This window comes from Anoxybacillus gonensis (genome assembly GCF_001187595.1).
GTDB classification, from domain to species: Bacteria; Bacillota; Bacilli; order Bacillales; family Anoxybacillaceae; genus Anoxybacillus; species Anoxybacillus gonensis.
The window spans coordinates 2790683-2803668 of record NZ_CP012152.1 but is presented as its reverse complement, the minus strand read 5'-3'; the positions used below and the strand labels follow the sequence as shown (position 1 = coordinate 2803668).

Sequence of the window (12986 nt, the reverse complement as noted above, 5' to 3'; positions counted from 1 at the left end):
GCCGCTCTCCCTCCTTCTCCGCGCGGGTGTTCAACATTTGTATAACTTTGTCTATAAAAAAAATTTTTTTCGACAGTTTTCACCGATTGTGGACAAATATTTACACAGGATGTGGACGGAACTGTCCACACATTATCCACATTTTGTGGATAATGAAAAAAACTTATAGAATTATCCAGAGTAAAAACAACAATATAATAGCAGATAAATACTTATGTTGCAATGGGTTTAAAAGATTATCCACAAAACGAAAAAGATGTGAAAAAATTTTATCCACAAGGTTATAAGATGTGAAAAACTTGTCGATAAATGTTGTGGATACGAAAAAACCGACAAAAAATTTATCCACAACAATAATCACAAGATAGTCAAAAAAAGATACTCCTGGAGTAGTTGACATTTCTCTAAATTTCTCACTATAATTAGAAAGACTGTCTTTTAACAGTTATTCCTCAGGGAGGTGTCATATATGAAAAGAACGTATCAACCAAATAAGCGGAAGCGTAGTAAAGTACACGGTTTCCGTGCGCGCATGAGCACAAAGAACGGAAGAAAAGTTCTTGCTCGCCGTCGTCGTAAAGGAAGAAAAGTATTATCTGCATAGGCCACTGAACGATCAGTGGTCTTTTTTCTAACGGGAGTTACGATCGAGGTGTGATTGAGACACATGAAAAAAAAATATCGCATAAAAAAAAATGATGAGTTTCAAGAAGTATTTCAACGAGGAACATCGGTAGCGAATCGGCAGTTTGTCGTATACGTTTTAGATCAACCGGGACAATCGTATTTTCGCATTGGGTTATCCGTTAGCAAAAAAATTGGAAAAGCAGTCGTTCGGAATCGGGTGAAGCGTTATATTCGCCAAGTGTTTCACGAAGAACGTGATCGGATCGAAGCGGGAAAAGATTATGTCATTATTGCGCGAATGCCAGTAGCTACGATGGAGTATGAAGAGGTAAAAAAAAGTTTATTACATGTTTTGAGACGGGCAAACGTTTTTCATTAGCGATATGTTAAAATATTTCGTGGAACGTATAAAGTAAGGGGGAAAAACGAGTGAAAAAAAGGCAAGTCGCATGGTTGTTTTTACTTCTTGCTGTTGTGTTAGCAGGATGTTCAGAAATTAACCAGCCAATTACCGCGGAAAGTAAAGGATTTTGGAACGAGTACATCGTCTATCCACTATCTTGGTTAATTACATACACATCTGAGTTATTTGGCTCCAATTACGGCTTAGGGATTATTGTGGTGACGATTTTAATTCGTTTAGCTATTTTGCCGCTAATGGTCCAACAAACGAGAAATTCTAAAGCAATGCAAGCGTTACAACCAGAACTGCAAAAACTTCGTGAAAAATATAGTTCAAAAGATGCGCAAACGCAACAAAAACTGCAACAGGAAACGATGTTGCTTTTCCAAAAGCACGGTGTGAATCCGTTAGCAGGGTGTTTGCCGTTATTCATTCAAATGCCGATTTTAATTGGATTTTACCACGCTATTATGCGCACAGAAGAAATTGCACGCCATAACTTTTTATGGTTTGACTTAGGGGAAAAAGACCCATTCTATATCTTGCCGCTTGTGGCAGGGGTAACGACATTTATTCAACAAAAGATGATGATGGCGGGCACGGAACAACAAAATCCGCAAATGGCAATGATGCTTTGGTTAATGCCAATTATGGTCGTTGTATTTGCGATTAACTTTCCAGCCGCGCTCTCGCTTTATTGGGTTGTCGGAAACTTGTTTATGATTGCACAAACGTATTTCATTAAAGGACCAGACTTAAAAGCAACAAAACAAGCTGGGGGAACAGGAAAGTGAAACGAGTGACGGTGAGTGGCCAAACGGTAGAAGAGGCAGTAGAAAAAGCGCTAGCGCAATTACATGTGCCGAAAGAAGCGGTCGATATTGTTGTTGTTCAACAAGAAAAAAGGCCGTTTCTCGGCTTTTTCGGTGGAAAAGAAGCGGTCGTTGAAGTAACGATTAGCAATCCGTTTTCTTGTGTGGAATCATTTTTAAAACATGTGCTTGAGCAAATGAATGTCCGTGTCACTCTTTCTTATCAAGTGGAGGAAGACCGTTTCATCGTTTCACTTTCCGGACAAGATGTAGCACGAGTAATTGGAAGACACGGTCAAACACTTAATGCTTTACAATTATTGGCACAAGGAGTTTTAAACCGTTGCACCGATCGTCCGCTTCATGTTGTGATTGATGCGGAAGGGTATCGGAAACGAAGAGAAGAGACGCTCGTTCGTTTAGCGAAAAATATGGCGAAAAAGGCGATTCAAACGGGACAAGATATTTCGTTAGAGCCAATGAGTGCATGGGAGCGGAAAGTCATTCATACAGCGTTAAGCGATGATGAAAGGATACAAACGTTTTCAGCTGGGGCGGAGCCGCATCGTCATGTCGTTATTTCACTAAAACGATAAACATTCTCTAGGGGAAGTCGTTCCTAGAGAATTTTTTTTGTAAATGGAAACGTGACGTGTATGTTGTTATTCACATGTGGATAAGTTAAAATTTATTTGATTATCATTGTGAGGAAAACATACATGATATAGATTGTGGATATTTTTGTTTATGAAAGAAGGTGAACAAGGTGGAATTTGATACAATTGCAGCGATTTCAACTCCGATGGGGGAAGGGGCGATTGCGATCGTCCGTTTAAGTGGGGATGAAGCGATAAAAATTGTTGATCAACTGTTTGTCGGTGTTGGGGGGAAGAAGCTAAAAGACGTCCCATCTCATACGATCCATTACGGGCATATTGTGCATCCAGAGACGAAAGAAACAGTTGAAGAAGTGATGGTAACAGTAATGAGAGCTCCAAAAACGTTTACACGTGAAGATGTGGTTGAAATTAATTGCCATGGGGGGCTTGTTTCTGTTAACCGCGTGCTTCAGCTCGTGTTAGCGCATGGAGCTCGTCTAGCACAACCCGGAGAATTTACAAAAAGAGCTTTTTTAAACGGGCGTATCGATTTATCACAAGCAGAAGCGGTAATGGATTTAATTCGTGCAAAAACCGATCGGGCGATGGCTGTCGCATTGAACCAGATGGAAGGACGTTTGTCGAAACTCATTCGTCGATTACGTCAAACGATTTTAGAGACGTTAGCGCATGTCGAAGTAAATATTGATTACCCTGAATATGATGATGTCGAAGAAATGACGCATCGGTTGTTGCTTGAAAAGGCAACAGAAGTGAAAAATGAAATTGAGCGACTGTTACAAACGGCACAGCAAGGAAAAGTGTTACGAGACGGATTAGCAACAGTCATTGTCGGGCGACCGAACGTTGGAAAATCATCGCTATTAAACAGCTTAGCCCACGAAAACCGCGCGATTGTCACTGACATCCCCGGTACAACGAGAGATGTCATTGAGGAGTACGTCAACGTTCGAGGTGTGCCGCTCCGTCTATTAGATACGGCAGGTATTCGTGAAACAGAAGATATTGTTGAGCGAATTGGCGTTGAGCGGTCACGGAAAGTGTTAAAAGAGGCAGATTTAATTTTACTCGTCCTCAACTACAACGAACCGTTAACGGAAGAAGATGAACGATTGTTCGAAGCGGTCAAAGGAATGGACGCGATTGTAATTGTCAATAAAACGGATTTGCCGAAACGAATCGATATGGAGCGAGTGCAACAATTGGCGCAAGGCGCACCGATCATTACCACATCGTTGTTAGAAGAAAGAGGAATCGACCAACTAGAAGAGGCGATTGCCTCATTATTTTTCAGCGGAGATGTGGAGGCGCGCGATTTAACGTATGTATCAAACTCGCGCCATATTGCGTTATTGACGCAAGCGAAAAAAGCGATTGAAGAAGCGATTGACGGCATTGAATCAAGTATGCCAATTGATATCGTGCAAATTGATTTAACGAGAGCGTGGGAATTGTTAGGTGAAATTATTGGAGATACGGTGCACGAAAGCTTAATTGATCAATTGTTTGCACAATTTTGTTTAGGAAAATAAGGAGGGTATTTATGCATTACGAGGCAGGATCTTATGATGTCATCGTCGTAGGTGCCGGTCATGCGGGATGTGAAGCAGCGCTTGCTGCTGCGCGCATGGGAGCGAGTACGTTAGTGATCACACTGAATCTTGATATGATTGCTTTTATGCCATGTAACCCATCTATCGGCGGTCCTGCAAAAGGCATCGTCGTTCGCGAAATTGATGCGCTAGGCGGGGAAATGGGGAAAAATATCGACAAAACGCATATTCAAATGCGTATGTTGAATACAGGAAAAGGACCTGCTGTGCGAGCGTTACGTGCACAAGCAGATAAATTTTTATATCAACAAGAAATGAAAAAAACGCTCGAAAATCAAGAGAATTTAACATTATTGCAAGGAAAAGTAGAAAAATTAATCGTAGAAGACGGTGTATGTAAAGGAGTAATTACGCATACAGGTGCCCGTTATTATGCCAAGGCTGTCGTCATTACGACAGGAACGTTTTTACGCGGTGAAATTATTATCGGAGACATTAAATATTCAAGTGGTCCAAACAATCAACAGCCATCGATTAAGCTTTCAGAACATTTAGAGGAACTCGGTTTTGAACTTGTTCGCTTTAAAACAGGGACGCCACCGCGGGTTAATAGCCATACGATTGATTACAGCAAAACAGAAATTCAGCCAGGCGATGAAGTGCCGCGCGCCTTTTCATATGAGACGAAACAATATATTACCGATCAACTCCCTTGTTGGCTCACTTATACGACAGAGGAGACGCACCGAATTATCGATGAAAATTTACATTTGTCGCCGATGTATTCAGGGATGATTAAAGGGACAGGTCCGCGTTACTGCCCATCGATTGAAGATAAAATCGTTCGTTTCCATGACAAGCCACGTCACCAAATTTTCCTTGAACCAGAAGGAAGACATACGCAAGAAGTGTATGTGCAAGGTTTGTCTACAAGCTTGCCAGAGCATATTCAACGCCAAATGTTAGCGACAATACCAGGGTTAGAAAAAGCGCAACTCATGCGAGCTGGCTATGCAATTGAATATGATGCCATCGTTCCAACGCAACTATGGCCAACGTTAGAAACAAAGGTCGTTCAACGGTTATATACAGCAGGGCAAATTAATGGGACATCAGGATATGAAGAGGCGGCTGGTCAAGGGCTTATTGCCGGCATTAATGCGGCATGCAAAGCGCTCGGAAAAGAGGAGTTAATTTTAAGTCGCTCAGAAGCATATATTGGCGTTTTAATTGACGATCTTGTTACAAAGGGAACGAACGAGCCGTACCGCTTGTTAACATCTCGTGCGGAATATCGCCTTTTATTGCGTCATGACAATGCAGATTTACGTTTAACAGAAATTGGTTATAGACTCGGTTTAATTTCACAAGAGCGATATGAAAAGTTTATAGCGAAAAAAGAAGCGATCGAAGCAGAAAAGAAACGTTTAAAATCGTACATTATTAAACCGACGCCGCAAGTGCAAGAAATGATTCGCAACGTCGGGGGAAGCGAATTAAAAGACGGCATTCGAGCAGCCGACTTGTTAAAGCGTCCAGAAATGACGTATGAGCATATTCAAATGATTGCACCGGCGGAACAACCGATTGATCCTGAAGTAGCGGAACAAGTAGAAATTCAAATTAAGTACGAAGGGTATATTGAAAAATCGCTACAACAAGTTGAAAAATTAAAGAAAATGGAGAATAAAAAAATTCCAGAAGACATTGATTACGATGCGATTACAGGGTTGGCGACAGAGGCGCGACAAAAATTAAAACAAGTTCGCCCGCTTTCTATTGCGCAAGCATCGCGCATTTCAGGAGTCAATCCAGCGGATATTTCAATTTTATTAGTTTATTTAGAGCAGGGAAAAATCGCACGCGTGTCAAATGAATAAAGAGGGATGAACGATGGATGTAAATACATTTAAACAAATGTTAGAGGAGAAAGGGATTTGGCTTTCTCCTCAACAACTCGCTCAGTTTGAAACATATTATCAACTGCTTGTCGAATGGAATGAAAAAATGAATTTGACGGCTATTACAGACAAAGAAGGCGTATATTTAAAACATTTTTTTGATTCCATTACACCTGCTTTTTATTACGACTTCTCGCGGCCGTTATCTATTTGCGATGTTGGGGCGGGGGCAGGGTTTCCGAGCATACCGTTAAAAATTTGCTTTCCTCACCTACATGTATCAATTGTCGATTCATTGCAAAAAAGAATTACGTTTCTCAATCATTTAGCTGCGCAACTTCAGCTTGAAGGAGTAGCTTTTTATCATGATCGTGCTGAAACGTTTGGACAAAAAACGGTCCGTGAGTCGTTTGATGTCGTCATGGCTCGTGCTGTCGCGCGGTTGTCTGTGCTAAGTGAACTTTGTTTGCCGCTTGTAAAAGTAGGCGGGACGTTTATTGCGATGAAAGGAGCATCCGCACATGAAGAGCTTGAGCAAGGGAATACAGCGATCCGCGTGCTAGGCGGTGAAGTGACAAAAGTAGAACAATTTTTATTGCCGATTGAGGAAAGTGAACGAGCGATTGTTTTTGTTGAAAAGAGACGAAAAACACCGAAGAAATATCCACGCAAACCAGGGGTACCAAACAAACTTCCAATTGAATGAATGTTTTGAGTTCTCAAAGGTGGTGTCAGGGGGAAATGAAGCATCCTTTTTCGCGCTTTTTTAGCTTTGGTGAGAAAGAGCAAGAAGAAATCGTTGTACCAAATGAAGAAATAAAACGAATAGCTATTTCACAAATTGTTCCAAACCGTTTTCAGCCACGGACCATTTTTGTTGAAGATAAAATTGACGAACTTGCTCAAACGATTCGAACACATGGAATGATTCAGCCAATTGTCGTTCGAGAATGTGAGGATGGGAAGTTCGAAATTATTGCCGGGGAACGAAGATGGCGGGCAGCGCAAAAACTTGGCTGGACGGATATCCCTGCCATTATTAAAAATTTAAACGATACGGAAACAGCTTCTGTTGCTTTAATTGAAAACTTACAGCGGGAAGAATTGACGCCCATTGAAGAAGCGATGGCTTACGCTCGCTTGCTAGAATTGCATCATTTAACGCAAGAAGCGTTAGCGCAACGGCTCGGGAAAGGACAATCGACGATTGCCAACAAACTTCGCTTATTAAAGCTGCCTCAAGAAGTACAAGATGCATTATTGCAACGTCAAATTACAGAGCGACATGCTCGCGCTTTGATTGTGCTAAAAGACTACAATAAACAGTTAAAATTGCTTGAGGAAATTATCCAAAAGCAATTAAACGTGAAGCAAACAGAAGATCGAGTGGCGAAAATGTTAGAAGATGAGAATGAAAAACGTCCGAAACCGAAGCGAAAATCGTTAAGTAAAGATATGCGCATCGCTGTCAATACGATTCGTCAGTCGTTAACGATGGTCGCTGATAGTGGTGTTGCTATTGATTCGGAAGAGGAAGAGTTTGAAGACTATTACCAAATTACAATCCGCATCCCGAAAAGACAAAAATAGTACCTCATCAAAAACGACGATGAGGTTTTCTTTTTGTATATGAAAATATTGAAAAATTCATGATACAATAAAAGTATTATAGGTAAAGGATGGGGAGCATTGTGGGGAAAATTATTGCGATTGCTAATCAAAAAGGCGGTGTTGGGAAAACGACAACGGCGGTAAATTTATCGGCGTGTTTAGCTCATATGGGAAAGAAAACGTTACTTGTCGATATTGATCCGCAAGGAAATGCGACAAGTGGCATTGGTGTGGAAAAACATGAAATTGAACAATGTGCATACGACTTATTAGTGGAGGAAGTGGATGTACGTCAAGTCATTCGCCCGACAAATATTGAGCGATTGCACATCATTCCTGCCACTATTCAATTAGCAGGAGCTGAGATTGAGCTCGTTCCAATCGTTTCAAGGGAAGTGCGCTTACAAAAAGCATTAAGTCCAGTGAAAGAGATGTATGATTTTATTATTATCGACTGCCCACCTTCCCTCGGATTGTTGACGATTAACGCTTTAACTTCAGCTGATACAGTATTAATTCCTGTACAATGTGAATATTACGCATTGGAAGGATTGAGTCAACTATTAAATACGATTCGTCTTGTGCAAAAACATTTAAATTCAAATTTACGTATTGAAGGTGTATTGCTCACGATGTTTGATGCGCGCACAAACCTTGGTATTCAAGTGATTCAAGAAGTGAAGAAATATTTTCGTGAAAAAGTGTATGAAACGATTATACCACGCAATGTACGACTAAGTGAGGCACCAAGCCATGGGAAGCCAATTATTTTGTATGATGCGAAATCGCGGGGAGCGGAAGTATACGCAGACTTTGCGAAAGAGGTGATCGCAAATGGCTAAAGGGCTCGGAAAAGGCATTCATGCTCTTTTTACTAATTTAGAAGCGGAGAAAGGGGAAATGGTTCAAGAAATCGATATTCAACAACTTCGCCCTAATCCATATCAGCCGCGCAAAACGTTTGATGAACAAGCGCTAGAAGAATTAAAGCAATCGATTATGGAACACGGAATCGTTCAACCGCTCATCGTTCGCCAGACGATCAAAGGGTATGAAATTGTCGTAGGTGAGCGGCGTTTTCGAGCGGCGCAATTAGCAGGAATGAAAACTGTTCCAGCGGTTGTGCGTGAACTCTCGGACGATAAAATGATGGAGATTGCGTTGCTGGAAAATTTACAGCGCGAAGATTTAAATCCAATTGAAGAAGCAACAGCATATCAATTATTGCTTACGCGATGCAAATTAACGCAAGAAGAGTTAGCGAAACGTTTAGGAAAGAGCCGGCCGCATATTGCTAACCACCTTCGACTTCTTTCACTTCCAAGTGATGTTCAGCAAATGATTGAAGAAGGTACACTATCGATGGGACACGGTCGGGCGTTACTAGCATTAAAAAACAAACAGAAGCTTGCAGCTGTTATTCAACGAGTCATGCAAGAATCCCTTAATGTCCGACAACTTGAGGCGCTTATTCAACAGCTAAACAAAAATGTTCCACGTGAAACATCGAAAAAGAAAGAGGAAAAAAGCCTGTTTTTAGCGCAAAGTGAAGCGTTATTGCGCGAGCGTTTAGGAACAGCGGTATCTATTAAAAAACATCGGAAAAAAGGGAAAATTGAAATTGAATTTTTCTCTGAAGAAGATTTGACGCGTATTTTACAATTGTTGAATGCATACGATGAACAAATGGACGAATAGGATGTGACATCAATTGGCTTTACTCGGTACACTCGTTAACGGAATATGTATTATTATTGGGGCTCTATTAGGTGCTGTGTTTAAAAATATACCCGAGCGGATAAAATCTACGGTTATGAATGGAATTGGGCTTTCCGTTGTCGTCCTTGGTGTAAAAATGGGATTAGAAAGCGACCAATTTTTAATTGTTATTATTAGTTTAGTTTTCGGTGGAGTGCTAGGAGAAATATGGGATATTGAAGAAAAGCTTGAGAGATTAGGAGTTTGGGTAGAAAAAAGAATAGGATATGGAGCAGAAGGGGCAATTGCAAAAGGATTTGTGAGTGCCACGCTTTTGTTTGTTGTTGGTTCGATGGCTGTCGTCGGTGCGCTACATAGCGGATTAAGAGGCGATCATCTTATACTGTATACAAAATCGATTTTAGACGGCTTTGCGAGCATCATCTTAACCGCTACGTTTGGCATCGGCGTTCTTTTTTCAGCCATTCCTGTTGTTGTATATCAAGGTTCTATTGCCTTAATGGCTACGCAAATTGATCGGTTTATTCCGCCAAGCGCCCTCGAGGCATTTATTGCTGAATCGACCGCAACAGGCGGAATTTTAATTATGGCGATCGGATTAAATATGTTAAATCTTACGTCTGTTCGTGTAGCGAATTTATTGCCGAGCATTTTAGTTAATGCGTTAATTGTTGCTTTTATGCACATGTTATTCTGATAGTTTATATTTCAGCTCGTTTATCTTTAATGATGCGAATCGGTTTTGTTTTTTCAGCTGCATTCCGGCCTCATAAATACCTGTTGCAATCATTTCAGCCATATTCATTACTAAATGAAGTCGGGTGTTTTGTAGCACGAAAAACTCCATAAATCCGCTTACATTAACAATGCCAGTAATGTGAGCGTCACCGACAGAAGGGAGATTTTTATTGACAGCAGCTCCAGGTTTTAATGGACCTTTTTCAATGGAAATCATCCCGATGTTTTTTACGCGCCCGAGACAAGCATCGACGGCGATAATAAATGCATGTTTATGTTTTTGTTGAATGTCTTTTAGTTTATCTTCTAAATTCACCGCATGAATCGGATCTTTTAACGTTCCGTACACATAAAACGGCAACGATCCTTTTTGTTCAAGCATCGTGCCGACAAGTGGGCCAAGCGAATCGCCAGTCGAACGATCGGTACCGATGCAAACGATGACAACAGGCGTATGTGTAGAAGTTGGAAGCAAATATAAAATGGCCGATGCAAGTTGGGATACTGCATCCGGTTCATCGTAAAAAAATTTGTTTTGCATACGTTCGTTCCCTCCTTCAATGAAATGACGTGGTAACAGTATACGGAAAAATGTGAATATATATACATTGGACATCGTAGAAAGTTCGCGCGCTACAAATATAAGTGAAATACTGTTACAATAACTTATGCGCAAACAAATAAGCTTGTATAGGTCATTTTGCTACGATGGAGGTGCGATGAATGGAGCAAGTGCAAAAAATATACGGTCGTGTCGTTGAAAAAATTATCGAAGGTGAATGGCTCGTTACAGTTGGTGTCAGTTTGTTTAAAATGATAGTGATCATTCTCTTAGCATCAATTTTGCTGAAGGTTGTCAAATTAACGATCGCAAAGTTTTTTGCTGTTCGGCAAAAAGCACCGATTCGATTATCTGAACGAAGAGAAGCAACATTGATGCGCTTATTAAACAATATGGCTACGTATAGCATTTACTTTATTACGTTTATGATGATTTTAGACGCCTTTGGTGTCGATATTCGTGCCATTTTAGCTGGCGCTGGCATCGTTGGACTTGCTGTTGGTTTCGGGGCACAAAACCTTGTTCGCGATATTATTACCGGCTTTTTTATTATCCTTGAAGATCAGTTTGCGGTTGGAGACTATGTACGTATCGGTACATTTGAAGGACATGTAGAAGAAATTGGTTTACGTACGACGAAGCTGAAAAGTTTTACAGGTGAAGTGCATATTTTGCCGAATGGGTCGATTACGCAAGTGACAAACTTTTCTTTAAATAATAGCGTGGCGGTTGTTGATGTAGGTATTGCTTATGAAGGTGATTTAGAAAAGGCGGAAGCTGTTATTCGTGAAGTGTTACAAGAAATGCCAAACAAATATGAAGATATTGTGAGCCCGCCAGAATTATTAGGCGTGCAAAATTTAGGACCGTCTGAAGTCATCATGCGCATTACGTGTGAAACGAAGCCGATGCGTCATTGGCATATCGCGCGCGCCTTGCGAAAAGAAATTAAGCTTCGTTTGGACGAGCGTGGCATTGAAATTCCGTTTCCTCGTTTAGTTCTTTATAATCGTGAACAACAAGCGGAACGTGCTTAAACAACGGAAAGGAGTGTGCTATATTGAATAAAGAGTATGGCATGCATGATATCGTCGAAATGAAAAAGGCGCATCCTTGTGGGACAAATCGTTGGAAGATCATTCGAATGGGCATGGATATTCGCATCAAATGTGAAGGATGCGGTCATAGCGTTTTGTTACCACGGAAAGAATTCGAAAGAAAAATGAAAAAAGTGCTTGTCAAACATGAGGAATAGATGAAGAGAGGAGTATGATGATGGGTTTAACAGCAGGGATTGTTGGTCTTCCGAACGTCGGAAAATCAACGTTGTTTAATGCGATTACAAAAGCAGGTGCCGAATCTGCCAACTATCCGTTTTGTACGATCGAACCAAACGTGGGGATCGTTGAAGTGCCAGATGAGCGACTAAAAACGTTGACAAAACTATTTAATCCAAAACGTACAGTTCCAACAGTATTTGAGTTTACAGATATTGCTGGTATTGTTAAAGGTGCTAGTAAAGGTGAGGGATTAGGAAATAAGTTTTTGTCGCATATTCGTCAAGTTGATGCGATCTGCCAAGTTGTGCGCTGTTTTGCTGATGAAAATATTACGCATGTGGCTGGAAAAGTCGATCCGATTGCCGATATTGAAACGATTAATTTAGAGCTTATTTTTGCTGACTTAGAAACCGTAGATAAGCGAATAGACCGCGTTGGAAAAATGGCTAAACAAAAAGATAAAGAAGCGGTGTTCGAATACGACATTTTAAGCCGTCTAAAGGAAACGTTTGAAGCAGGAAAACCAGCTAGAACACTTTCGTTTACAGAAGAAGAAATGAAAGTGGTAAAGCAATTGCATTTATTAACGATTAAACCGATGTTGTACGTTGCGAACGTTGGTGAAGAAGATTTAGCTGATCCGAACAGCAATGAGTACGTCCAACAAGTAAAAGCGTTCGCAAAAGAGGACAACGCAGAAGTGATCGTCGTTTGCGCTAAAGTCGAGGCGGAGATGGCAGAATTGGACGATGAAGAAAAAGAGATGTTTTTACAAGAACTCGGTATCGAACAATCTGGTTTAGACCAACTCATTCGCGCCTCATATAGCTTGCTTGGGTTAGCGACGTACTTTACAGCGGGTGAACAAGAAGTGCGCGCATGGACGTTCCGTAAAGGAATGAAGGCACCACAATGTGCAGGCATTATTCATTCTGATTTTGAACGAGGGTTTATTCGAGCAGAAACGGTATCATACGAAGATTTAGTGGCAGCAGGATCGATGGCGGCTGCTCGTGAAGCTGGAAAAGTACGCTTGGAAGGCAAAGATTACGAAGTGCAAGATGGCGATATTATTCATTTCCGTTTTAATGTCTAATCTTGCATACGAAAGTTGTTCATGATATAATCAACAAATGTGAGTAATGATATATTGCTCCTTG

General features: G+C 40.9%; 15 protein-coding genes. 14 read left to right on the top strand and 1 reads right to left on the bottom strand.

From position 1 onward, the window contains the following. Positions 1–469: 469 nt before the first annotated feature. From rpmH to AFK25_RS14590, 11 genes are all read left to right on the top strand, one after another. On the top strand, positions 470–604 hold the full coding sequence (gene rpmH / locus AFK25_RS14640) for a 50S ribosomal protein L34 (protein WP_003397591.1): 135 nt from the start codon (positions 470–472) through the stop codon (positions 602–604). A gap of 63 nt (positions 605–667) precedes the next feature. Then, positions 668–1006, top strand: coding sequence for a ribonuclease P protein component (gene rnpA / locus AFK25_RS14635; RefSeq protein ID WP_019416584.1), 339 nt, complete (start codon positions 668–670; stop codon positions 1004–1006). Positions 1007–1056: 50 nt separating this feature from the next. Further along, positions 1057–1824 (top strand): YidC family membrane integrase SpoIIIJ, encoded by a 768-nt coding sequence (gene spoIIIJ / locus AFK25_RS14630; RefSeq protein WP_009361090.1) that lies wholly within the window; start codon positions 1057–1059, stop codon positions 1822–1824. Beyond that, positions 1821–2438: an RNA-binding cell elongation regulator Jag/EloR gene (gene jag, locus AFK25_RS14625; RefSeq protein WP_019416585.1), complete on the top strand. Its 618-nt coding sequence runs from the start codon at positions 1821–1823 to the stop codon at positions 2436–2438. The genes spoIIIJ and jag overlap by 4 nt, the downstream gene beginning before the upstream one ends. A gap of 170 nt (positions 2439–2608) precedes the next feature. Next, positions 2609–3994: a tRNA uridine-5-carboxymethylaminomethyl(34) synthesis GTPase MnmE gene (mnmE, locus tag AFK25_RS14620; RefSeq protein WP_035067253.1), complete on the top strand. Its 1386-nt coding sequence runs from the start codon at positions 2609–2611 to the stop codon at positions 3992–3994. Between the two features lie 11 nt (positions 3995–4005). Continuing rightward, positions 4006–5895, top strand: coding sequence for a tRNA uridine-5-carboxymethylaminomethyl(34) synthesis enzyme MnmG (gene mnmG, locus AFK25_RS14615; protein ID WP_035067251.1), 1890 nt, complete (start codon positions 4006–4008; stop codon positions 5893–5895). 13 nt (positions 5896–5908) lie between these two features. Next, positions 5909–6622 (top strand): 16S rRNA (guanine(527)-N(7))-methyltransferase RsmG, encoded by a 714-nt coding sequence (rsmG, locus tag AFK25_RS14610; protein ID WP_019416588.1) that lies wholly within the window; start codon positions 5909–5911, stop codon positions 6620–6622. A 35-nt stretch (positions 6623–6657) separates the two neighbouring features. After that, entirely contained in the window at positions 6658–7506 is an 849-nt protein-coding gene (gene noc, locus AFK25_RS14605) for a nucleoid occlusion protein (RefSeq protein ID WP_009361085.1), read from the top strand. 101 nt (positions 7507–7607) lie between these two features. Beyond that, the gene (locus AFK25_RS14600; protein WP_026011470.1) at positions 7608–8369 is read left to right on the top strand and encodes a ParA family protein; all 762 of its coding nucleotides are present in this window, start codon (positions 7608–7610) and stop codon (positions 8367–8369) included. Further along, positions 8362–9225: a ParB/RepB/Spo0J family partition protein gene (locus AFK25_RS14595; protein WP_019416590.1), complete on the top strand. Its 864-nt coding sequence runs from the start codon at positions 8362–8364 to the stop codon at positions 9223–9225. The genes AFK25_RS14600 and AFK25_RS14595 overlap by 8 nt, the downstream gene beginning before the upstream one ends. 13 nt (positions 9226–9238) lie before the next feature. Then, on the top strand, positions 9239–9943 hold the full coding sequence (locus AFK25_RS14590) for a DUF554 domain-containing protein (RefSeq protein WP_019416591.1): 705 nt from the start codon (positions 9239–9241) through the stop codon (positions 9941–9943). On the opposite strand, the gene yyaC is transcribed toward AFK25_RS14590, so the two are convergent. Further along, on the bottom strand, positions 9935–10525 hold the full coding sequence (yyaC, locus tag AFK25_RS14585; RefSeq protein WP_009361081.1) for a spore protease YyaC: 591 nt from the start codon (positions 10523–10525) through the stop codon (positions 9935–9937). The genes AFK25_RS14590 and yyaC overlap by 9 nt on opposite strands. A 182-nt stretch (positions 10526–10707) precedes the next feature. On the opposite strand from yyaC, the gene AFK25_RS14580 reads away from it, so the two are divergent. From AFK25_RS14580 to ychF, 3 genes are read left to right on the top strand one after another with little or no spacing between them, the layout of a single operon-like run. Beyond that, a complete protein-coding gene (locus AFK25_RS14580) occupies positions 10708–11583 on the top strand; it encodes a mechanosensitive ion channel family protein (RefSeq protein ID WP_035067249.1) in 876 nt (291 codons plus the stop codon). Between the two features lie 41 nt (positions 11584–11624). Then, the gene (locus AFK25_RS14575; RefSeq protein ID WP_178378767.1) at positions 11625–11801 is read left to right on the top strand and encodes a DUF951 domain-containing protein; all 177 of its coding nucleotides are present in this window, start codon (positions 11625–11627) and stop codon (positions 11799–11801) included. A 20-nt stretch (positions 11802–11821) separates the two neighbouring features. After that, a complete protein-coding gene (gene ychF / locus AFK25_RS14570) occupies positions 11822–12922 on the top strand; it encodes a redox-regulated ATPase YchF (protein ID WP_009361078.1) in 1101 nt (366 codons plus the stop codon). The last annotated feature ends 64 nt before the right edge of the window (positions 12923–12986 follow it).